The following is a 22,192-nucleotide window of genomic DNA, read 5'->3' as shown; positions in this document are numbered from 1 at the left end:
CCAAGACCTTCAGTGGATAGGGTGTTATGTCCGGAAAAGCGCAACAGCAGTCTCGTATCAAAGAGTTGATCCTATTGGGTCGTGAGCAGGGCTACCTGACTTACGCGGAGGTCAACGACCACCTGCCGGAGGATATTTCAGATCCGGAACAGGTGGAAGACATCATCCGCATGATCAACGACATGGGGATCAACGTATTCGAGGTTGCTCCAGATAAGGATGCCCTTATGCTGGCCGACGCCGATACCGACGAGGCGGCCGCTGAAGAAGCGGCCGCAGCGTTGGCAGCGGTCGAGACCGACATTGGTCGCACCACGGACCCCGTGCGCATGTACATGCGTGAAATGGGTACGGTAGAGCTCCTCACACGTGAAGGCGAAATCGAAATCGCCAAGCGTATTGAAGAAGGCATCCGTGAAGTGATGGGCGCAATCGCGCACTTCCCTGGCACGGTTGACCATATTCTCTCCGAGTACACCCGCGTCACCACCGAAGGTGGCCGCCTGTCCGACGTCCTGAGCGGCTATATCGACCCGGACGACGGCATTGCGCCGCCTGCCGCCGAAGTGCCGCCGCCGATCGATGCGAAAGCCGTCAAGGCCGACGACGACACCGATGACGACGACGCCGAAGCGAGCGACGACGAGGAAGAAGCCGAAAGCGGTCCGGATCCGGTCATCGCCGCACAGCGTTTCGGCGCCGTGGCCGACCAGATGGAAATCACCCGCAAGGCGCTGAAGAAGCACGGCCGCAACAACAAGCAGGCGATTGCCGAGCTGTTGGCGCTGGCCGAGTTGTTCATGCCGATCAAACTGGTGCCGAAGCAATTCGAAGGCCTGGTCGAGCGTGTTCGCAGTGCCCTGGATCGCTTGCGTCAGCAAGAGCGCGCGATCATGCAGCTTTGCGTGCGTGATGCCCGCATGCCACGCGCTGATTTCCTGCGCCAGTTCCCGGGCAACGAAGTCGACGAAAGCTGGACCGATGCACTGGCCAAGGGCAAGAGCAAATACGCTGAAGCCATTGCCCGCCTGCAGCCGGACATCATTCGTTGCCAGCAGAAGCTCAGTGCGCTGGAGACCGAGACTGGCCTGAGCATCGCCGAGATCAAGGACATCAACCGTCGCATGTCGATCGGCGAGGCCAAGGCCCGTCGCGCGAAGAAAGAGATGGTCGAAGCGAACTTGCGTCTGGTGATCTCCATCGCCAAGAAGTACACCAACCGCGGCCTGCAATTCCTCGACCTGATCCAGGAAGGCAACATCGGCCTGATGAAGGCGGTGGACAAGTTCGAATACCGTCGCGGCTACAAGTTCTCGACTTATGCCACCTGGTGGATCCGTCAGGCGATCACTCGCTCGATCGCCGACCAGGCCCGCACCATCCGTATCCCGGTGCACATGATCGAGACAATCAACAAGCTCAACCGCATTTCCCGGCAGATGCTGCAGGAAATGGGTCGCGAACCGACGCCGGAAGAGCTGGGCGAACGCATGGAAATGCCTGAGGACAAGATCCGCAAGGTATTGAAGATCGCCAAAGAGCCGATCTCCATGGAAACCCCGATCGGCGATGACGAAGACTCTCATCTGGGGGACTTCATCGAAGACTCCACCATGCAGTCTCCGATCGATGTCGCCACTGTCGAGAGTCTCAAGGAAGCGACTCGCGAAGTACTCTCCGGCCTCACTGCCCGTGAAGCCAAGGTACTGCGCATGCGCTTCGGCATCGACATGAATACCGACCACACCCTTGAGGAAGTCGGTAAGCAGTTCGATGTAACCCGTGAGCGGATTCGCCAGATCGAAGCCAAGGCGTTGCGCAAACTGCGCCACCCGACGCGAAGCGAGCATCTGCGCTCCTTCCTCGACGAGTGACCTTCAAAACCCCCGGCCCTGCCGGGGGTTTTGTTATATGCAGATAAAATCCCCTTCGTTACGCTCCCCACCCCCTGTTGCCCGTCTACACTCGAAACATCCTCCCCAAGCCATGACGAGACAGTGATGCCCAGACTGACGGCCGCGCTTTTGCTGTCATTGATCACCTGGACCGCAACAGCTGGCGCGTTGACGCTCACCGATGAGGAGCTCCGCTGGCTCAAGGACCACCCCGATCTGCGCCTGGGTGTCGACGCCTCATGGCCGCCGTTTGAGTTTCGCGACGATCAAGGCCGCTATCAGGGCCTGGCCGCCGACTACATCGAGATCATCCGTGAACGACTGGCCGTCAGACTCACGCCCATCGAGCCGGCCAGCTGGACTGCTGTGCTGGAGCAGGTCGTACAGGGCAAGATCGACCTATTGCCTGGCATCATGTCCACTCCGGAGCGCCAGAATTACCTGGCATTTACCCGTCCCTACCTGGATTTCCCCATTGTCATCCTGGCCCATCGCGGTGGCGCCCAGCCCCAGAACCTCAAGGAGCTGTATGGGCTGAAAATCGCTGTGGTGGAGAACTACGCGCCTCATGAATTGCTGCGCAACCATCATCCCGACCTGAACCTGGTGGCGCTGCCCAACGTCAGTTCAGCCCTGCAAGCACTGGCAACCGATGAAGTGGACGCGGTGGTTGGCGATCTGGCTTCCAGTGTCTGGAGCCTGCGCCAACTCAAGCTCGAAGGCCTTTATGTCAGCGGGGAAACGCCTTATCGCTATCAACTGGCAATGGCCGTCCCTCGGGACAACAAGGTATTGGTGGGCATCCTGGACAAAGTCCTGGCAGATATGAACCCGGCCGAAGTCGCCGAGATCCAGCAGAAGTGGATCGGCAATGTGCACGACTATCGCCAGCTCTGGTCAGACTTACTGTTTTACGGCCTGCCTGCGTTGCTGCTCCTGATTGGCATACTGGCGGTGGTGATTCGCATCAATCGCCGGCTCAGCTCGGAAATCGCCCGCCGCGTCGAACTTGAGCAGGAGTTGCGCAGCAGCGAATACCATTACCGTGGGCTGGTGGAGAGCCTGTCGGCCATTGCCTGGGAGGCAAGGGTCAGCGATTTCACCTACAGCTACGTGTCGCCTCACGCCGAAGACCTGTTGGGTTATCCCCTCTCCCATTGGCTGGTCCCAGGTTTCTGGCGCACCATCATTCATCCGGCCGACCTGATCCGCGCCCAGACCTACTGCGACAATGAACTGCTGGCGGGTCGCGATCACTGCATCGATTACCGGGTTATCACGGCCGATGGTCGCTGCCTGTGGGTACGCGACATTGTCAGCCTGATCGAACACGGGCATGAGCCGCTGATACGTGGATTGATGATCGATATCAGCGAAGCCAAGCGCACCGAGGAAGCACTGCGCCTTTCGGAACAGAAATTTGCCTCGGTGTTCCGCCAGTGCCCGGACATCCTGGTGATTGCACGACTGTTGGACGGTTGCCTTCTGGAGGTCAACAAGGCGTTCGAAGAGCAGATCGGCCTGAGTGCCGCAGAAGTGGTGGGGCACAACGCAACCGAACTGAATATCTGGGGCATCCAAGGCGTGGGGCCGAGCCTGTTGCAGCGTTTGCAGGCCGGCAGCATTCGCAACCTGGAAATGCCCTTTCGCCGCAGCAACGGCCAGGTGTTCACCGGGCTGATCTCCGCTGAACCCTTCGACCTCGACACGACGCCAGCCCTGGTCGTGGTGGTACGGGACATCAGCCAGCTCAAGGAAACCCAGCAGCAACTGCAGACATCCGAAGAGAAGTTCGCCAAAGCGTTCCACGCCTCGCCCGATGGCCTGCTGCTGTCACGGCAGAGCGACGGCTTGCTGATTGAGGTCAACGAAGGGTTCAGCCGCATTACCGGTTTCAACAGCGCCCTGTCGGTAGACCGCTCCACTCTGGACCTGGGTATCTGGGTCAATCTCAACGAGCGCAAGCAGATGCTCGACCTGCTGAAACGGGACGGCTTCGTCAGGGATTTCAGCTGCCATATCCGTCGCAACGACGGGCAGATACGGCTCTGCGAAGTATCCAGCCGCCCACTGCCCATCGGCAACGAAGACTGCATGCTGACCATCGCCCGGGATATCACCGAACGCCACCTGATGCAGGAAAAACTGCAACAGGCCGCCACCGTGTTCGAAAGCACTGCCGAAGGCGTGCTGATCACCGATACGCAACAGCACATCAGCGCCGTGAACCGGGCCTTCACCGAGATCACCGGCTACAGCGAAACCGAAGCCTTGGGCCATACGCCTCGGTTGTTGGCTTCCGGCCTGCATGACAGCGCGTTTTACGCGGCGATGTGGCACCAGTTGACGGCCGAGGGACACTGGCAGGGAGAGATCTCCAACCGACGCAAGAACGGCGAGCTGTACCCCAGTTGGCTGACCATCAGCGCGGTGCGCAATCGGGGCCGACAGATCACCCATTTCGTCGCGGTCTTCGCCGATATCTCCAGCCTCAAGCACGCCCAGGCCCGGCTCGATTACCAGGCTCACCACGACCCGCTGACGGGCCTGCCCAATCGCACGCTGTTCGAAAGCCGCTTGCTGGCAGCTCTCAACGGCCAGCAGGAAAACGGCGGCCAGGGAGCCGTGCTGTTTCTGGACCTGGACCGTTTCAAGCATATCAATGACAGCCTCGGGCACCCGGTCGGCGACCTGCTGCTCAAGGGCATTGCCGTGCGCTTGCGCGAGCAGTTGCGTGACATCGACACCGTGGCGCGCCTGGGCGGCGACGAATTCATTATCCTGCTGCCAGGCCTGCAACAGCCCAGCGATGCCGAGCACATCGCCCAGAAGCTGTTGAACTGCTTTACCGCACCGTTCCAGGCCGGCGAGCATGAGTTCTTCATCAGCGCCAGTATCGGCACCAGCCTCTACCCCCAGGATGGCTGCGACGTCGCCACGCTGGTCAAGAACGCCGACGCAGCGATGTACCGCTCCAAGGCCAAGGGGCGTAACCGGGTGGAAAGCTACACCCGCGACCTCACCGCCCAGGCGAGCGAGCGCGTGGCCCTGGAACACGAGCTGCGCCGAGCGATTGAACGCAACGAGCTGTCACTGTCCTTCCAACCGAAAATCAGCCTCGCCGACAATCGCCTGGTGGGGGCCGAGGCGCTGATTCGCTGGTATCACCCGACATTTGGCGACGTTCCCCCCGAACACTTCATCCCGTTGGCGGAAGAAAACGGCATGATTCTGCAAATTGGCGACTGGGTACTGGAACGCGCCTGCCGGCAACTGTGCGAATGGAACAGCACCTACGAAAGCCTCGGCCCCCTGTCGGTCAACCTGGCCGGCGCCCAACTGCGCCAGCCCAACCTGCTGGGGCGTATCGAACAACTGCTGCGCGAACACCAGCTCCGGTCCGACTTATTGCAACTGGAAATTACCGAGAACTTCATCATGAGCCAGGCCGAAGAGGCCCTGACGGTGCTGCACCAGTTGAAGAACCTCGGCGTGCAACTGGCCATCGACGACTTTGGCACGGGCTATTCCTCCCTGAGCTACCTCAAGCGCCTGCCACTGGACATACTCAAGATCGACCAGTCCTTCGTCCGCGGCCTGCCCGACGACCCACACGACGTGGCCATCGTGCGGGCAATCATCGCGCTGGGCCGCAGCATGCAATTCACCATCATCGCCGAGGGCGTCGAAACCCTGGCCCAGCAACAATTCCTGGCCGAAGAAGGTTGCGAACAGATCCAGGGCTACATCGTCAGCCTGCCCCTGTGCGCCGACGAGTTTGCCGCAACGTTTCTTCGTGTGGCCGTATCGGATTTTTCGGATAGCACAGCCGAGAAACCGTCGCTATAATCCGCGACCTACTGAGGGCCTATAGCTCAGTTGGTTAGAGCAGAGGACTCATAATCCTTTGGTCCACGGTTCAAGTCCGTGTGGGCCCACCAACTCCAAAGCCGCGCATTGCGCGGCTTTCGCGTTTCTGGCGGAACCATCACAGATACAGTCCTATGGTCCAAAGGTACAAATTAGGTACAGTGCGGCTTCGCTTGCACGCCTTTGGAGTCCTTCAGATGGCCACAATCGTTAAAACCCCTGCCGGCACCTGGAAGGCCGTCATCCGCAAAACCGGATGGCCTACCAACGCCAAAACCTTCCGCACCAAACGCGACGCCGAAGACTGGTCACGACGCACCGAAGACGAAATGGTGCGCGGCGTGTACATCCAACGCAGCGGCTCCGAGCGGCTGACGCTCGAAAAGGCGCTCCAGCAATACCTACGTGAAGTGAGCCCTACCAAGAAGCCCACAACGCAGAGAGCGGAAGCAACCAAGGCGCAGCAACTGATACGGCACCTGGGGAAGTATTCCCTCGCGGCGTTATCGTCCGAAGTGATCGCCAACTATCGCGACACCCGACTGGGCTCACTCACCAACCGCGGCAATTCCACGAGTAACAATACCGTGCGGCTGGAGCTGGCTTTGCTGAGCCACCTGTTCACGGTTGCGATTCAAGAGTGGGGCCTTGGACTAACCTTTAACCCTGTGCTCAATATTCGTAAGCCGAGCCCAGGCGAAGGTCGTGACCGTCGTCTATCCCCAGAGGAGGAACGACGACTACTGGCAGCCGTGAACAACCACAGCAACCCCATGCTTGGGTGGATCGTCCGTATCGCTCTGGAAACGGGAATGCGCTCTTCGGAAATCACAGGCCTACGTCGCCACCAAATCGATCTCAAAAGACGCGTGGTCCGCCTCTCAGATACCAAGAACGACAGCGCACGTACTGTTCCTCTAAGCAGGCTGGCAACGGTGACTTTCCAGGCCGCACTTGAGAACCCTACCCGGCCACAGGATTGCGATCTTGTATTCTTCGGCGAGCCTGGGAAAGACGGAAAACGACGTCCCTATGCGTTTACCAAAATCTGGGGAGTGCTCAAAAAGAAGTTCGGAATGCCTGACTTGCGCTTTCACGACTTACGACATGAGGCGGTTAGTCGATTCGTCGAAGGGGGGCTTTCGGATCAGGAGGTGTCCGCTATCAGCGGTCATAAATCCATGCAGATGCTTAAACGCTATACGCACCTTCGAGCTGAAGACTTAGTTGGGAGGCTCGACCGAATAAAAGCCTTAAAAACCCGATGAATATTATCTATCAAAAATAGATACCCAATAAAATCTGCAACTCTTTGACCTATAAAGAAATAAAAAGCAAAAATCCAGCACAACTAACCAAAACAGTATGTTTTGGAATATGCCGATATCTAATTTTGGAAATCATCAATAGATGAGCATGGTCAGAACTTGGCTGTAGTTACGTTTGACCAAATAGAAATCAAGCCGAAGAATACGTCCACCTACTCATAACTTAGGTGGACTTACAAATGACAACAGAAGAATACATGCTGGATCGATTCGGCCCGCTAATGAGCATAGCGGACCTAGCCTCACTCCTGGGGCGTTCTCCAGATGGTGTTCGAGTAGCCCTATACTCAAACACAGATGTCTCTCGAAAATTAAACCCTACAATGGTGCGAGTTGGGCGCCGTGTTTACTTCCGCACCTTGCAAGTCAGTCAAGCGCTATCTCTCGACACCCCAGCGCTACAGGCCTGAGCATGAGCTACAGCACGATAGAATGGGTGTTTAACCAGCCGCTACCTGTGCAAGACAAACTCATCCTGACGTTTATCGCCAAATGCGAAAATGAACAGGATCCTTGTTTTGCAAGTGTGAAACTAATAGCTGCCAAATGCGGCGTTTCGCCAAGAACAGTGCAGCGAGTTCTGAAAAAGTACCGTGAAACCGGACTCATCTCATCGAACCCGCGCTTCAGAACTGACGGCTCGCAAACTAGCAATTTTAATTTTATTAACGTAGACAAGAACGTCACAGCTGTGTCACCCCCCTATGACATACATCTGACAGGGGGGGATGACAGCCAACTGTCACCCGCCGACGCCAAGCAGGTGTCGGGCCTTGAACTACTAAAGAAAACCAAATTAAAACAAAACGTACGGTCAGATACCCTCAATGTAACTGGCTTGGTTTATCCAAAAGGACTGACCAGGCATTCGAGGGACTCTATTGGCCGAGTCCTGGAGGGGATTCCGAATGATGCGGCCCAGATGCTTTTGGACGAGTTATCTGGGGCGATGGCGATAGATGCCATTGAAAAGCGTAACCGCCCTGAATATTGGCTCTCAGCGGTCGCTATGCGGTATCGGGCCGGGCATTTCAAACCGAAACTTGGCCCTGATATCGCTAAACGCAGGATCAAACAGACTCAGACACAAGAACCACCTAAATCCCTCTCAAATTCGCCTCAACACGCCGAACATCACATGCGGGAAATCAAAGCGTTACTCGGCAAAAGGAGCACCGTCGACAGTTCGGAAAATACGTCCCGAGCCCCTCTACCTCAACAAAAGGAGCGGCAATCATGAACCATCATTTTTCGCTAATTCTGATTTTCGGCGTTGCCATATCGTCGACCGTCAGCGCTCAAATTCCCGTAACGGTGACAACCCAGGCAAGTGACTCGCCAATGACCATGGCCGAATTCGCGTCCAACACAGCGCGCTGGGCACAGCAAGTCGAGCAAATGACTTCGCAAATTGACCAGATGAAGCAGCAATACCAGTCGATCACCGGATCGCGCGGCCTAGGCACCATCATGAATAACCCGGCTCTTCGCGATTACTTGCCGCAAGACTGGCAGCAGGTTTACGACTCAGTACAGAGTGGCGGCTATGCCGGCTTGAGTAGAAGGGCGGCTCAGATCTACAACGACAGAAAAGTCTACGACGCCTGCTCGCAGTTCATGACAACCCAACAGAGAACTTCATGCCAAGCCCAGGCGGTAAAACCTTCGCAAGACAAGGCTTTCGCCCTGGACGCTTACGACGCAGCCAAAGGCCGCTTGAGGCAGATCGATCAGTTGATGGGGAAGATCAACGACACCCCAGATCCCAAGGCTATCGCAGAGCTACAAGGTCGGATTTCGGCCGAGCAAGCGATGATTCAAAACGAGCAAACCAAGCTTCAGATGTACCAGATGGTGGCCGAAGCAGAGGACCGCTTGCAGAGGCAACAACAGCGAGAAATCAATGCACAGCTCGTCGATAAGCGCGGGTATTCGAGATTGCAAACCTTCAACCCACTTGACCAGTAAGGTGAATGCAATGCCAATTTTTTATGTTCTTTCCATTGCCGTCGCGAGCTTTTACGCGAGCTTGATTATCAGCTTTTGGCTGGCCGTGCGCCGCTTCGGAAAACTCAAGGCCGCCTATCGCATGGAGTGGCAGGTTTTCAATTTCGACGTGATTGGAACCTTCTGGGCCTCACTGGTTATTTTCTGGGCTGCTTATGACTGGCTTGACCTGCCCACCAGAGGATTCGAAAGCTGGGAGTGCTGCTTCTATGCGGTCATTTCAAGTATCGCAGCGGTGGGTATGGGCTACTTCAACGGTCGCGAACGATTCACCAACCCCACTCATGCCGGCATAGCTGAATCCGCACTCCGATTTCTTGCAGCTCGACACATCATTACGGCAGCCGAGGTAGCGCATGCCCTGCGCGCAATGCCGCAGCCCATTACATCGGGAGTGAAGAAATGAAAAAGGTCTCCTTCGTTCTCGCGGTCGCAGTCATCCTGGCCGGCTGCGGCGAAAGCACACCAGTTCAAACCGTTGACTGGTACAAGAATCACGATGCGGAACGTAAAGGCATGATCCTCAAGTGTGAGGAAAATCCGGGCGAACTGGCAACGACGCCGAACTGTATCAACGCCAAAACCGCGGCCAATCATCTAGCGGTCGATAAACGGGACTACCCCAGGTTGGTCCCATCCAATCCACTGAAAGGAGGCCAGTGACATGGAGTGGACCGTATTTCAATGGATCGGCGGAAGCCTGGACGCGATGCTGAACACCTTCGTTTCGCAAACGGCATCGAATGTGATTTTGGGTTTTCAGTTGACGATACTTACCTGCGTCACTCTCTACATCACGTTGACAGGCTATGCGATCAGCTCCGGCGCGATGGAAGCGCCTTTTCCAACGTTCCTCAAACAATGCATCAAGATCAGCATCATCGCTGCTTTTTGCATGACGGCAGATTCCTATACAGCAACGGTAGTATCGGCGATTCACGGATTAGAAAGTGGTCTAGCCAACATTGTGTCCACATCGAATGCGCACTCCACCAATATCTATCAGGTGCTGGACGAATCGATGAACAAAGGGCTCAACGTTGCTTATGACATGCTCGGCAAAGCGGCAAAACGGGAATTCTATGAGCTGGGACAGATGTTCTGGGATGCCCTAAACGCGCTCCTGATGGCGCTGGCAGTGTTTCTGATCCATCTGCCGGCCGCAGCAACCATAATCCTGGCCAAGCTTGGCCTGGGTGTGCTGCTAGGAATCGGTCCGATATTCATCGCTGCACTCATGTTCCCCGTCACTGCCCAGTGGTTCGACCGATGGCTTCAGCAAGCGCTTTCATTCGCTCTGGAAATCGCCATCGCAATGGTTGTTGTCACTGTCGGAGTTGCTCTCTTCAAACACCTATTTGATCAGGTAATCGTCGTAGGCGATGACAATCCCATCACCTCTTTTTTCCAGATCCTGGCGACAGCCCTCCTCATCTTCTTTGCACTTAAGAAAACGAGCGGGCTGGGCTCATCGCTGGCCGGAGGTATTTCGTTCGGAGCCGTTACCTTCCGCAACATGGCTGATGCCGTTGGGAATGTTGTCAATCCGAAAACGACGCGGCGTGATATGCAGTCCGGGATGATGGTCACAGCAGGTCGCACCAACCACATGGTGGCAGGCAATACAGTTTGGAATCCGGCCTACCGTCAGCACGTCTTGCAAAACCTTGGGAAGAACTGGGGCCCCGCAACGGGTGGCTCCGTTAAAGGTAATTGAAGTCATTACCGCTGCGCACCCTACGGGCTTACCCAAAGGGGCGCTGCCCCTCTGGACACCTGCCCTCGCCGGGAGGCAGGGGTGCAGGGAGTAAAGCGCCCCTGCATCCCTGCCCTGAGGGTATGAGCACTCCATCAGCATCAAGGGTACGCTTCGCCGGCATCCTCGCCCGGTCCACTCGCTACGCTCGCGGCTGCGGCCTCCGGTCCCGCCCTTGACGCCGATTCCGGCGCACGATCAACATCCAGCGCTAGCTCTGTCGTGGGAAGTGACCTACGGTTCCTAGCCTGCCCCACCGCGACATTCCACGAACTCAGTCAAATCAATTTCTCCATCGACGAAACGCCTTGCGCGTTTCTCGTCGGCCTTGCTGAGCTGGAAGCCCTCTAAGCCAACGGACGAGCGTGCGTAGTTCACCGCCTCCTCTCTGCGCCGCCGTTCAGCATCAGAAATTTGGGGATGATGATTTTTGTCCATCAGCCAGCCCTACCATGCAATCCATATGATTTAAATTTTACCTGGTAAGCCAGCACAAAACGATTTCGTGACGAAACTGGGTCGATCGAGCAAAGACACCATCTAGTATCAATGCCTCCGACGGCTGCGAACGGTCCAAATCACAGCTAAAAATTTCGTCATGACGAAATTTTCGAGAAGGGACCCGGGCTCGATAGTAACGCGCACCTTTCTTTCGATCCTCTTGGAGAAAACCCATGACATCATCAAAGCTCTCACTTGCTATGCGCGACAAAGCCACTGAACTGCAAAATCAGATGGTTGACGTAATGGAGCGCTTTGCAAATGAGAATCCCGGCATTCCTGCGCAGATCTTGATGGCAGGACTTGGACAACTAGTCGTCCAATTTTCGGTTAGCCAGGTTGGCCCAGACATGACCATCCGATTCCTCGATGATTTAAGAGAAGCTGTCCGAAGAGTCGGACAGGCGCATTAATTCCTACCCGTTCGAGCCCTTTGAACTGGCGAAGAGCGCATCGGGATGGTTGGAAAATGCCGTTTCCAGAGTCTCAAACGCTTTCTGGCTGTAATCGGGGTCAAGGGCGGAACCGGAGGCCGCAGCCGCGAGCGTAGCGAGTGGACCGGGCGAGGATGCCGGCGAAGCGTACCCTTGATGCCGATGGAGTGCCCCCACCCTTCGGGCGGGGTTGCAGGAGAGTTTTTTCCTCCTGCAACCCTGCTACCGGCGAGGGCGGAGAGTCCAGAGGGGCTGCGCCCCTTTTGGGCAAGCCCGAAGGGCGCGCAGCCTGACCCATTCCATTTTTGCTTCACAACTCACTCGGCATTTCTCGTTCGCACTCTGCAAAACCACGTTTCTTTTCCCAAGCTCGGCATTCCTTCGTCATGACTAAGGATCGGAGGCCTGAGAGGGCTATTGCAGGATAGGCAAACGCCGGCATTGTGTGCCACACAACGGTCGCCCAGCCCCCAAGCACGATATTTGAATCACCATCCTCCTCTGGCCCGTTCCCAGTGATTCGTACGAGGCTGTCAAAACCTTAGTCATACTAAAAAACTACGTCTGATGGGCTAGTGCAGGATAGGCGTTCGCCGGGAATGTGACATCCACTACACCCGGTCTACCACCTAAGGCAGTCTCAATCGTTCTGCTCTCTCCTCATAACCAAGGTAGCAAACGCGTAGATGGACTAGTGCAGGATAGGCAAGACGCCGTGACTTCGTCATACAGGCTCATTCTGAGTGAGCAAAACCGCTTCTCTCATTACCGGCGAAAATTTCGTCATGACGAAAAAACACAATGTGCAGGCGCTACAGAGGGCTAAGGCAGGATAGGCTAGTCGCCGGTAAACTACCCCGGTAATTTCGATAAAGTACTGTGGAAACTTGCGGATTGACGGGCCTAGTTAGGTGTCGGGAAAGCTAAGATTTCAAAGTCAACCTAGTACCTGAACGGTACAAGGATTACTGAAAAGCCTTGCGCGATAAACCACGTCTACCACGAGGTAAAGCTAGGACTCCTTTGGCAACTTCAATGAACAATCAATATAAACCGAGCTTTGTATTTCAAATCGGGGAGGCACCTAGCGACACTTGATGCTAAAAATACGAACATTTCTTGGCTGTGGACACTATGATGAAACCAGAATTTAGACACTCAAACAGCCTATCGAGATAGTGATCGGCCAACTCGGATTCAGATCAGACCCGAGGACGGTTGAACAGACAGTCTTTCCCGCTCGACTACACCTTCAGAACTATGCCCCCTACGAAATTAACAAATAGCTCGCACGCCTCACAAAAAACACACCCAGGAATTTAAGGGATCCTACCAAGCGAATTTACTCCATATACACTTCAAACTAGCAGAGCATTTATTCTCATATATTTTTAAAACTTACAGAAACTAGGCTCAACCTATCAAAGTAAAGTTCTGTCAGCCTCAACCCCAATAAATTCAACCAATTAAATCCCTCTTACCAGTTGAGCTTACGACTGAAGAAGTGCTATATTTGCATCTTTTTACAGCCGCATGATCGAGCCTGGAAAAAGCATAATGGGTACATTTTCTAAAGATTGCACCGCCTACACTCCAAGCTTTGATGAATGGGTGATGTCTCGAGAGATCATGTGCTGGGGGACAAATGCCGGAACAGCATCAATCGCCTTTCAGAGATGGCGGCATTTCAAAGAGGCATTTGCCCCAGAGCTGATTCGGAGGGCCGTGTCAGAAAGCCCAATTCCTGTGCATTCCTGCTTGGACCCCTTTGGTGGGTCAGGCACGACCGCTTTAGCATGTCAGTTTTTGGGGGTCCACCCTCGTACTGTAGAAGTAAATCCTTACCTGGCCGATCTGATTGAAGCGAAGCTCCAAGAATACAATGCACTTGAACTGAGTGATGACTTCAGATTAGTTGTCAGCAAATCTTACAATTTAACTCCGGACACTCAGTCTCTTTCGGAAAACATGCCGAAAACTTTTTTTGAACCTGGAGATAAAGACCGCTGGCTATTCAACACTAAGATATGCGAAAGAATTTCATGCCTTCTTCAGTCAATTTCATATATAGAAAACCCAGCACACCAACGCTTATTTAAAACTCTACTAGGCGGTGTATTGGTAGAGGCCAGCAACATCATCGTTAACGGCAAGGGGCGACGCTATAGAAACAATTGGAAAAGTAGAGTAATTCCAGAAAACCATTTGGATGATCTTTTCCAAGAGTCTGTGAAAAATGCAATTGGTGATATCACACGGTATAGTGGAAGGCTATGTAAGTCGTACTCAATTACACGAGGGGATAGCAGGGTATTGACATCTAATGTTGGCCCTATCGACTTATGTGTATTTTCGCCACCCTACCCTAACTCATTTGACTATACAGATGTATATAATATTGAGCTTTGGATTCTTGGCCACCTGTGTTCTAAGGAGTCGAATCGAGAGCTTAGAAACAGAACGCTCAGCTCCCATGTCCAAATTCACAGAGGCTATGCGGAAGCACCTCTAGAGTCACAAACTCTGCTTAAAGCCATGAGCGAGCTAATAGCTTCAAGGAAGAACTTATGGAACAGTAGCATCCCTGAGATGGTAGGCGGCTATTTCTCCGACCTCCTAAAGGTCATAGATGGCGTAAGGGAAAATCTATCACCTAATGGCACTATGTGGATGGTAGTCGGCGACAGCAAATATGCCGGCATTACCATTTCCACAGCAACGATATTAAATGAACTACTGCTTTCGAGAGGATGGTCACTCATAAAAAATGAGCCATTCCGCTCCATGAGAGTTTCTCCCCAACAGGGCGGTCAACTTGGACTAGACGAAACCCTCATCGTGTATCAGAAACTCATTTAGAACTCTTATTTCGGAAGGCATCTGCTGAGTTATACAGCCTCCAACGCCACTGCAATATCTCAGCAGACTGAGCCACAACCTCTGAAGCAGAGAACCAATATGCATCCGTATATTCCTGTTTACACATATCAAAGCAACATAAAATTGAGTGCTTTGGCCCATGCACTCCTTTGTAATGAATTGCCTGAGTGGTACCCTTCTCAACCCATTTAAGATGGTCTGAGTTACGGTAGGTAGTTTTGCCAGTGCTGCTATATGTTCTAAATGCTTTAAGTTCGATTAGCGCATGATTTTTCATAATTCCCGGTGTAGCACTTGCCTCAATTAGAAGCAAATCTAAACGCCCTTCCCCAGTTTCAACCTCACTTACCGGTAGTAAATTGCATTCGAAATTACCATACATGTATGACTGAAGACGCCCCTGGATCTCTTTTTCCACATTTTCCGCCGGATACCATTTCGCAGCATCACTCCAGATTTTTGCGCCGGTACTAGAAGCTTGAAATGGAGTTTTAAGAGTGCCCTCATAAAGATTATCAATGACCTCCCTAATCTTTTCGGTAGTCACAAATACTGGAGACAAAGGAGTAGCAACAGTAAAATCCGAATCCAGGCCATTAGGATAAAATGCGATAGTTTCCTGCATATCCAGGGGGTTATAGATAATGGCTGGAGTATCTTGCAAACCATACTCCATTAGATAATCAATAAAATCATTTAGCCCAAAAGATCCTATCTTGCAGCTTTTACCTCGCTGAACTTTAGGATTAACAAACCAGGCATATCCAGCTAAGGTGACCTCTCCGGAACTTAATCTACGCTCACTCTTAATTTCCGTTACCTTTTCTAGCTCGACAGGCACTTCCGGCGCGAGAAAAAATATAGAAGGTTCTAAAACATTTGTTTTTAACGCCACGTACTTCCTGAGCGCATTGACAGTATTAGCGTAGAACTGATCCGCAGCTGGCGTCTCGCCTTCTATTACAGGACCACCTGAAAGCGTTCTCTGCAGGGACTGACTCAACTCGTCTTGAGACCAAGAGCCAAAATTACCACTCATGCAAGCCTCCGCTGATCGACCCTGTAAGCCAAATGGCTTATGAAGAAATTCAGCTTATTACTCCTCGACAAATAAATATTTCCCGGCATGATTTTTTGAAAGTACTCTGCAGCATCAACACTGGGATTATCATTTTTCCACTCACCGAAATCGATAACATTTCCATATCCGATCACATTACTTGAATAAGTAGCATCATCAATTTCCACTGCTTTAAGTTGCAAATCACTTAAAGATGAAATCGATAGCATCAACTCTCTAATAAAAGAAAACTCGGACTGCTCCTTCTCCCAGCTGGAAATACAATGCAAGACAGGCTCTGCGCGCGATGTATCTAACCGATAATCCGCAAGAACTTGCCAATGGCCGCTATCCGCTAGCTGCTCATATCTGAGATTTGATAACGTAACTAATCCGGTGGCGACTAAATGATCAACTTGCCTTTGTAAATCGGGGTAATACGGACCTCTTTTTAGCCTTAGAACTTTCCCATCCAATGGTTTTAGTTTCCACAAAGGCGCTAGCAAATTTGAAAAATAAGCTAAATTATGCAATATCTCTGCAGGAAGTGGATTCATTCCAGAAAGCCGCGCGGCTTCTAGCAACATAATAATACGCAATTTCAGAGCAGCCTTCTGAGCTCTGCTACTATTATCACTTGGCATTAGATGCGATCTCCCTTGCTCGTACCATCACACGCTCCAAGTGCGATTCATATTGAACCTTATGATCTAAAACCGCCTTTGAAGGCATACCAACTTTAAATAAGTTGACCAGCGCGGTCCCGATCGTATTTGTTCTGTACACCTCCGAGATTAATGTTGGTAAAAGATTTCCATCAACAAGATTGGAAGCCAAGAGCAATTTATTTGGTGCAGACCTAGTGAACGCGGTAAAAACATCAGCTGCACGCTCGACGAAAACAGCGTCGAGTGATGATTCCGGTGCATCCATTATGATACTTCCGGCGCCACCGCTTCCACAGGTGCGTATCAAAGCCATGCGGAACGCCAAATCGATAAATTCTCTCTGACTCTCCGAGACTTCTGCAGGATCTCTGCGCTCTGTCACAACCTGATGGGTGCCACTGCGCATTTTGAATATGAATGCAGGAAACTCAATAGGCTCTTCTTCTTGACCTAGTTTCCAATCCACTCGTTTCCAAGTAACCTCACAGTCTTCGATGAGAAATTCCTGAACAATACGATTAAATTCAACCTGAATATTATCCGTATTTGATAAAAATTTATGCTCAACCGTTCCCAAAAAGTCCGTAAATGCAGAATGCTCAACCTCAAGCTCTCTAGCTCTTTCATCCCGCATTAACTCTAAGCTATTGATCTGGACACTTGCTCTTGTAGCCGGCTCATCAGTCTTTGCTAAAACACCTTCAATTGGCGCCATCCGCATCACAGTTTCGCGTATCCTTTCTTGATACTCCTGGGCCTGTGTAGACCAAGACAGCAGCTCTTCCTCAACCACATCAATGTTAGCTACTATAATTTCTTCGGCGCGTTTCTTTTCTTTAATATCATCTACGAGTTTTTGTATTCTAAGGTTAGCTATTACTACAGGTTCTGCATGATTAGAATCATCAGCTGAGTGGGACCCGCAAATCACACATATATGATTTTCCAGCCGACGCTCATATTCTTTTTTGGCAGCAGGAGCGTGGCTATCGCATGCCAGACATATCTCATCGGCCATGAGCTGCGAAAGAATAAACTTTGAGGTATCACTTAAGCTAGGAAGCGTGCTTTCCAAAGCTGTAAGTTTTGCATTCTCCAGATCTCTAGCCAAACTATCCAGGTCATTTTTTTCACGAAGAAGCTGCTCTCTAAGCAAGACTCTAGAGTTGTTTTTTTCTTTGATATCTTCATTTACTATTGCCAGCAAGCTCCTAGTTTCTTGCTGTATTTTCTTTAATGAATCCAGTTCACTGCGAAGACCACTCCTATCTTCCGCACTTGATATTTGCTCGCGCAATCTTTTTATTTGCTTATTCAACGAACTTCGCAAATTTCGAAACTCAGAGTCAAGTTCCAAAACCTTCCTGGCATTATTTTTCCAAACGCCAGACTCTTCAGAATCCAACAGCAATACCCGCAACAACTCACGTTGCGCACTTGTATCCCACACTAAAGCTCTTCGATCTTCTTGATAGAATATTACATAGTGCAGCATCAACAACCAATCCCCGAAGTCTGCCACTTTTGCTGCGAGACATATTACGGATTGAAAGCGTTCTTCTTTAAGCCCATTCTTGTCAGGCAGCTGAACGACACTAAGCCCTTCCCTTAAATCTAAAAGCGATAAATCATGAAGACTTCTTTTAATTAATACTTCCATACCTCCAAACTCAACCACAAGTGTTACGGTTGCGTTCCGAGCTTGATCCTGAACTCGCGCTGCAAATAACCCCTTCAGATCTGAACGTTCAGCGGCCGTCAGCCTTAAGTTTCCTAATTCGTCTGTCCGATCAAATTTTCCAAGATCGAAGGCTCCAGTTAATACTCTAAAAATTATATTTATTAAAGTGGTTTTCCCGAGCCCATTGGCTCCGATGACAATGCTGAGCCCCTGCCCTCGAAAATTTATATTCAACCCTGGGCTCTGGGGCGTCCCTGGATATAGTCCATAGTTCTCAACAATCAACTCTTTTAGAATCGGGAAGTTAATCATTTAGCGTCCTGCTTCCGTCCAGTCTGTGAGAAAAACTCTCCTATCTGGCATTTTGCCTTCTAGCTCGTCATTTGACCAATAAAATGCTTCGAAGCCTGTCTATACTGAACGTATATCCAGTTATTTCGACGAATCTCATACCGCTTTCATCTGCGCTAACGCTCGATAGCAGGTTGTGGTCGCAGCAGCACGGACAAAATTTGCTATGACCGCTCCGTAAGCTTTCGATGCTACGCGCCTATCAAGCAACAGGTTCTAGTTTCGGACTAGAATGCCGACTTGGCTTAGCTACCGCGTGCGTAGCGCGTATCAGCACGGTTTCCATTGCCTCAACCTCCATTTGCTGAACGCGACAGGATAAATTTTTGTTCTGATTAAGACCCGTAGATGTCGCTTGGTTGTAATTCCCGTGTGCAGCCGTAAAAAATCTACCAGTCCAATTAAGGTACATCACCGGTACAGTAACCAGCTTGAGCAACCTTCTCAAAATTACGCTCAACACCAGTAACGACGGGGCCTCCAGCTATGCCAACCTACGTTCACCTACGAACGACTTCTCTAGGCATACCAGCTCGCCCAGCAACTCATAATCCTTTGGTCCACGGTTCGAGTCCGTGTGGGCCCACCATACAAAAAGCCGCGCATTGCGCGGCTTTTGCGTTCTTGAGCCTGTTGACTCTTGCGCCCTAGGCGAAGGTCCTCATAAACGGCTCTGCACACTGCCTGATGGCTGCGACCACATTCGGTGCCTGTTCACAAAGTTCAGTCGAGCGGGCCAGCACTTGTTCCAGTGCTTGCAACTGGTCGTCATCAGTCGAACACTCCCTGGATTTCCTCAAGCGTAGGCATCGCAGCCGGTACCACGGCGAACTCACAATCCAGGGCCCCCAGGACTCGTGCATAGGCAAGCATCCCCACCGACGGGTCACCCTTTTCGATGGCAATGACCTTCTGCCGAGTGACACCTGCCAAGGTAGCGAGATTGGCCTGGGTCAGGCCGCGATTGAGGCGGCGCTTGCGAACCTGCTCGCCCAGACGCACGATGATGAGGGAATAATCCATGTTATGTATACAAGACAAAAAATATTAAATGTAACGTATACCTAACCTCCAAAAAATCAAAGCAGATATGCCCTCGCAGTTAACGTACTCACCTTTCACCGGAACATCCGTCCCCGAATCGACGTCAAAAGCTCGCCGTTGTTTGACCGCGATAGCAACTTTGGCAACTGCCCGCCCCCTTTCCTTGTTCCTCGACTCACCTGGAAGTAATACTCTGGGGAATTAACGACGGGCGAAGACCCCACGTCCAAGCCGTTCAACCTCCTCAAGCGAGATCCCCATCATCGCCAGCCCCAGCCTCTCCCGACTGTTTCTTGAACTGTTCTGGCAACTCGGCATCCTGCTTGTGCCGGCTTTTTTCGTCACGATATTGCCGCCTCCATTGGCTTTGTTGGCGGTGTTGTTCTTCGGCCTGCTGATGGGGCTTGCCGCACGATTCGGTTTTCAGTCGGCCGGGCGAGTCTGTGGCAGGTTGATCGTCGGCGCCGTGTTCGGCCTGGGTTTCAGCGTGGGCCGGGCCTTGCCTGAGTGGTGGGGCATCCTGGCGGCCATCGCCAGCATCGGCGTCGGGCTGGCGTGTGTCAGCACCTGGGAGCGGCGCCTGGGCTTGGTGCCCGTTTCCGGCAAAGGCGCCAGTGCCTGGGGTGGAAGCGAGCCACAACTGACGCCTGAAGGCGAACCGATCCGGGTGTTCAACCACAGTGAAATCGCCATGGGCGGCCCCACCTATTGCGACTATCTGTTCCCCGATGGCGTGCTCCTGCAAGGCCTTGGCTCTTCGTCCATGTTCTCCCGCGACGGGCGCTATTTCGCGGCGACCGTACCGTCTCGGCAGAACTGGGGGCTGCTCGTCCTCGACCGTCAACAGCGCCAGGTGTACCGCTGTGCCGACAGCGAACTCTGGGAGTTGGACGCTTTTGACCTCGGCGTGTTGAGCGGGCGCCATAGCCCACTGGTGGACGACAGCGTTCGCGAAATCCGACTGGATGAGCTATTCCAGACGGCCAGCGTTACCCACTTGGTCCCCTTCGCCGACCTCTGGCTGGACTCCGATTGGCATCCCGAGCAGGTTCAACATACCTTCGAGCGGCGTTCTGCGGACGGCCAGCAATGCCTGCGGGGCGACATTGCCTTGCCCGCGACGTTTCGCGACCTGGCCCAGCCGCTGGAACCGCTGGTTTCACCGCGCTACGCCATCAGCGTCAACGGGCAACCGGCCGGCCTGTTGATGGCGGCCGATGCGCCGTTGGTATGGAGCAGCGATCAACGCGCCCTGGTGTGCCTGGCCCAGGAACAAACCCCTCATGCAGACGGCGACCACTATTGGCTGTGGCAGCTCGACCTGGGCTGGCGCGCCCTGCCCTCGCCTTGGGTGAAGAGCGAAGCAGAACCGTCCTTCTATTGGCACGAGTTGCTGGGTCTCGACGCAAGCCATGTGCAGATCGGCTCGTACCTTGACTATCCGCGACCGGGCTCCGGGCGTTATGGCTACCGCTTGGACAGCATCCACGGCGATACCGAGACCCAGGTCGGTCACGATGCCCAAGGTCGCGTGCAGGAGGGCGAGTTTGCGTTGACCCGCATGACCATCGCGATGCCGCTGGACAGCCAAGGCCAGCGCGGCGATTCATCCATCGAAACGCAGCCGATGCAGGACGGGGTGCACGCACGGTTGACCTGGCTTGGCGATAATCCCGACGGGCTGGGCGGTTATCGCTGTCAGATCGGCGACTGGCAATTGCCTGGCCGCTGGTTGTTGGATCATCGGGTCTCCGATTGCGGACGTTACCTGGCCCTGCTGCCCTTCGACGGTGCCACGACGGTCGCGACCCATGGGGTGGTTGCCGATCTGAAGGAGCGACAGCTGCTGCAGGGCCCCGCGATGTGGGTCGCTCGCCTGCTCGATTTCCGCGCGGGCCGGCTGAGCCTGGCGGTGGTGGCCGGCCGTCTCGATCAAGACCTGGAGAGCAGCGCGTTGCAACGCTGCAACATCCCCGCGCCGCAGAGCGATAGCGACTCTTCGTTCTTTCAACCCGACGAGCAATCCCGGCTGTTCTACAACACCGTGGAGCTGCAGGTGACCGATTCACACCTGCACAGCGTTACACCTTGGCGTCTGGTGGATCGCCCGCAAGTCGCCAACGCCGATGGCGACTTCATCCTGCCCGCCCCCAACCAACAGGATGCCGCCTGGTTGTTCGGCAGCGAGACGGAATATGCCGACAGCTGGATGCGGGCGCGGACGCCTCGGCTTGGCGGCCACCTGCTGACAGCATCAGGCTGCGCGTTGACCGACCTGGCCCCCTCGATGATCTGGTCGGCGGATGGTCGTTATCTGGCCCTGACCTGTATGGCTACCGACGTGACCGAGCTGTGTGGCAGCTATCGGGGCTGGCAGTTGCTGCTGCTGGATGTCCAGGCGCACACGTTGCGAGTGCACCCGCAGTGGCTGGGTCACCGCCCCCTGTTTGAAGGTTTCGACGACGATCAGGTGCGCGTGCGCTGTTTTGAACGCGATTGGGAAGCGGAGGACAATGACGACCCAGGTTCGGTACAGTCATTGCCTCTGACCCTTTTGCTGCAAGCGCCCGCTGAACAGTTGGTGTGCCAGGACGGTTTCTGGCTCAGGTCTTCGCAAGTACACCTGGCCCCTGCCTGGCGAGCGCTGACCTTACCCGCCATTGGCTATTTCGAACGCGAGAGCCTGTAACATGCTCGCCACCGATGCCCACGCCGGA

General features: G+C 53.5%; 17 protein-coding genes and 1 tRNA gene. 13 read left to right on the top strand and 5 right to left on the bottom strand.

Annotation, left to right across the window (positions count from 1 at the left end; genetic code table 11):
• Positions 1–26: 26 nt before the first annotated feature.
• The 10 genes from rpoD (at position 27) to J4E63_RS30320 (ending at position 10,817) form a co-directional block, all read left to right on the top strand.
• Entirely contained in the window at positions 27–1,874 is a 1,848-nt protein-coding gene (gene rpoD / locus J4E63_RS30360) for an RNA polymerase sigma factor RpoD (RefSeq protein ID WP_207284170.1), read from the top strand.
• Between the two features lie 126 nt (positions 1,875–2,000).
• Positions 2,001–5,744, top strand: coding sequence for a bifunctional diguanylate cyclase/phosphodiesterase (locus J4E63_RS30355; RefSeq protein ID WP_207284169.1), 3,744 nt, complete (start codon positions 2,001–2,003; stop codon positions 5,742–5,744).
• Between the two features lie 15 nt (positions 5,745–5,759).
• Positions 5,760–5,836, top strand: a tRNA-Ile gene (locus J4E63_RS30350).
• A gap of 126 nt (positions 5,837–5,962) precedes the next feature.
• Positions 5,963–7,033, top strand: coding sequence for a site-specific integrase (locus tag J4E63_RS30345; RefSeq protein ID WP_207284168.1), 1,071 nt, complete (start codon positions 5,963–5,965; stop codon positions 7,031–7,033).
• Positions 7,034–7,272: 239 nt separating this feature from the next.
• Positions 7,273–7,503 carry a plasmid-related protein gene (locus tag J4E63_RS31055; protein ID WP_259334272.1) on the top strand — a complete coding sequence of 77 codons (231 nt, stop codon included), beginning with the start codon at positions 7,273–7,275 and terminating at the stop codon, positions 7,501–7,503.
• A 2-nt stretch (positions 7,504–7,505) separates the two neighbouring features.
• Entirely contained in the window at positions 7,506–8,333 is an 828-nt protein-coding gene (locus tag J4E63_RS30340) for a helix-turn-helix domain-containing protein (protein ID WP_207284167.1), read from the top strand.
• Positions 8,330–9,061, top strand: a complete 732-nt coding sequence (gene virB5, locus J4E63_RS30335) for a P-type DNA transfer protein VirB5 (protein ID WP_207284166.1) — start codon at positions 8,330–8,332, stop codon at positions 9,059–9,061. Before J4E63_RS30340 ends, virB5 begins: the two co-directional genes overlap by 4 nt.
• Positions 9,062–9,071: 10 nt before the next feature.
• A complete protein-coding gene (locus tag J4E63_RS30330; RefSeq protein WP_137271042.1) occupies positions 9,072–9,506 on the top strand; it encodes a hypothetical protein in 435 nt (144 codons plus the stop codon).
• Positions 9,503–9,763, top strand: a complete 261-nt coding sequence (locus J4E63_RS30325) for an EexN family lipoprotein (RefSeq protein WP_137271043.1) — start codon at positions 9,503–9,505, stop codon at positions 9,761–9,763. Before J4E63_RS30330 ends, J4E63_RS30325 begins: the two co-directional genes overlap by 4 nt.
• 1 nt (position 9,764) lies before the next feature.
• The gene (locus tag J4E63_RS30320) at positions 9,765–10,817 is read left to right on the top strand and encodes a type IV secretion system protein (RefSeq protein ID WP_207284165.1); all 1,053 of its coding nucleotides are present in this window, start codon (positions 9,765–9,767) and stop codon (positions 10,815–10,817) included.
• A 282-nt stretch (positions 10,818–11,099) separates the two neighbouring features.
• On the opposite strand, the gene J4E63_RS30315 is transcribed toward J4E63_RS30320, so the two are convergent.
• Positions 11,100–11,294 (bottom strand): antitoxin VbhA family protein, encoded by a 195-nt coding sequence (locus tag J4E63_RS30315; RefSeq protein ID WP_207284164.1) that lies wholly within the window; start codon positions 11,292–11,294, stop codon positions 11,100–11,102.
• A gap of 236 nt (positions 11,295–11,530) precedes the next feature.
• On the opposite strand from J4E63_RS30315, the gene J4E63_RS30310 reads away from it, so the two are divergent.
• Positions 11,531–11,770, top strand: a complete 240-nt coding sequence (locus tag J4E63_RS30310) for a hypothetical protein (protein ID WP_207284163.1) — start codon at positions 11,531–11,533, stop codon at positions 11,768–11,770.
• Between the two features lie 1,578 nt (positions 11,771–13,348).
• Positions 13,349–14,650, top strand: a complete 1,302-nt coding sequence (locus tag J4E63_RS30305) for a DNA methyltransferase (RefSeq protein ID WP_207284162.1) — start codon at positions 13,349–13,351, stop codon at positions 14,648–14,650.
• Here J4E63_RS30305 and J4E63_RS30300 read toward each other — a convergent pair.
• From J4E63_RS30300 to J4E63_RS30285, 4 genes are all read right to left on the bottom strand, one after another.
• Positions 14,643–15,710 (bottom strand): hypothetical protein, encoded by a 1,068-nt coding sequence (locus J4E63_RS30300; protein WP_207284161.1) that lies wholly within the window; start codon positions 15,708–15,710, stop codon positions 14,643–14,645. The genes J4E63_RS30305 and J4E63_RS30300 overlap by 8 nt on opposite strands.
• On the bottom strand, positions 15,707–16,375 hold the full coding sequence (locus J4E63_RS30295) for a hypothetical protein (protein ID WP_207284160.1): 669 nt from the start codon (positions 16,373–16,375) through the stop codon (positions 15,707–15,709). Before J4E63_RS30295 ends, J4E63_RS30300 begins: the two co-directional genes overlap by 4 nt.
• A complete protein-coding gene (locus J4E63_RS30290) occupies positions 16,365–18,392 on the bottom strand; it encodes a hypothetical protein (RefSeq protein WP_207284159.1) in 2,028 nt (675 codons plus the stop codon). The genes J4E63_RS30295 and J4E63_RS30290 overlap by 11 nt, the downstream gene beginning before the upstream one ends.
• Before the next feature lie 810 nt (positions 18,393–19,202).
• A complete protein-coding gene (locus J4E63_RS30285; RefSeq protein WP_170847605.1) occupies positions 19,203–19,454 on the bottom strand; it encodes a helix-turn-helix transcriptional regulator in 252 nt (83 codons plus the stop codon).
• Positions 19,455–19,800: 346 nt separating this feature from the next.
• On the opposite strand from J4E63_RS30285, the gene J4E63_RS30280 reads away from it, so the two are divergent.
• The gene (locus J4E63_RS30280; protein ID WP_310650722.1) at positions 19,801–22,164 is read left to right on the top strand and encodes a hypothetical protein; all 2,364 of its coding nucleotides are present in this window, start codon (positions 19,801–19,803) and stop codon (positions 22,162–22,164) included.
• The last annotated feature ends 28 nt before the right edge of the window (positions 22,165–22,192 follow it).

Origin of the sequence: Pseudomonas sp. FW300-N2F2, from assembly GCF_017351655.1 — a bacterium.
In the GTDB taxonomy this organism is placed as follows: Bacteria; Pseudomonadota; Gammaproteobacteria; order Pseudomonadales; family Pseudomonadaceae; genus Aquipseudomonas; species Aquipseudomonas fluorescens_AA.
This window is presented reverse-complemented; position numbering and strand designations above follow the sequence as displayed.

Excerpts from the sequence above, each read along its gene's own strand:
- rpoD (WP_207284170.1), top strand. The coding sequence starts at position 27 with ATGTCCGGAAAAGCGCAACAGCAGTCTCGTATCAAAGAGTTGATCCTA.
- J4E63_RS30355 (WP_207284169.1), top strand. The coding sequence starts at position 2,001 with ATGCCCAGACTGACGGCCGCGCTTTTGCTGTCATTGATCACCTGGACC.
- J4E63_RS30345 (WP_207284168.1), top strand. The coding sequence starts at position 5,963 with ATGGCCACAATCGTTAAAACCCCTGCCGGCACCTGGAAGGCCGTCATC.
- J4E63_RS31055 (WP_259334272.1), top strand. The coding sequence starts at position 7,273 with ATGACAACAGAAGAATACATGCTGGATCGATTCGGCCCGCTAATGAGC.
- J4E63_RS30340 (WP_207284167.1), top strand. The coding sequence starts at position 7,506 with ATGAGCTACAGCACGATAGAATGGGTGTTTAACCAGCCGCTACCTGTG.
- virB5 (WP_207284166.1), top strand. The coding sequence starts at position 8,330 with ATGAACCATCATTTTTCGCTAATTCTGATTTTCGGCGTTGCCATATCG.
- J4E63_RS30330 (WP_137271042.1), top strand. The coding sequence starts at position 9,072 with ATGCCAATTTTTTATGTTCTTTCCATTGCCGTCGCGAGCTTTTACGCG.
- J4E63_RS30325 (WP_137271043.1), top strand. The coding sequence starts at position 9,503 with ATGAAAAAGGTCTCCTTCGTTCTCGCGGTCGCAGTCATCCTGGCCGGC.
- J4E63_RS30320 (WP_207284165.1), top strand. The coding sequence starts at position 9,765 with ATGGAGTGGACCGTATTTCAATGGATCGGCGGAAGCCTGGACGCGATG.
- J4E63_RS30315 (WP_207284164.1), bottom strand. The coding sequence starts at position 11,294 with ATGGACAAAAATCATCATCCCCAAATTTCTGATGCTGAACGGCGGCGC.
- J4E63_RS30310 (WP_207284163.1), top strand. The coding sequence starts at position 11,531 with ATGACATCATCAAAGCTCTCACTTGCTATGCGCGACAAAGCCACTGAA.
- J4E63_RS30305 (WP_207284162.1), top strand. The coding sequence starts at position 13,349 with ATGGGTACATTTTCTAAAGATTGCACCGCCTACACTCCAAGCTTTGAT.
- J4E63_RS30300 (WP_207284161.1), bottom strand. The coding sequence starts at position 15,710 with ATGAGTGGTAATTTTGGCTCTTGGTCTCAAGACGAGTTGAGTCAGTCC.
- J4E63_RS30295 (WP_207284160.1), bottom strand. The coding sequence starts at position 16,375 with ATGCCAAGTGATAATAGTAGCAGAGCTCAGAAGGCTGCTCTGAAATTG.
- J4E63_RS30290 (WP_207284159.1), bottom strand. The coding sequence starts at position 18,392 with ATGATTAACTTCCCGATTCTAAAAGAGTTGATTGTTGAGAACTATGGA.
- J4E63_RS30285 (WP_170847605.1), bottom strand. The coding sequence starts at position 19,454 with ATGGATTATTCCCTCATCATCGTGCGTCTGGGCGAGCAGGTTCGCAAG.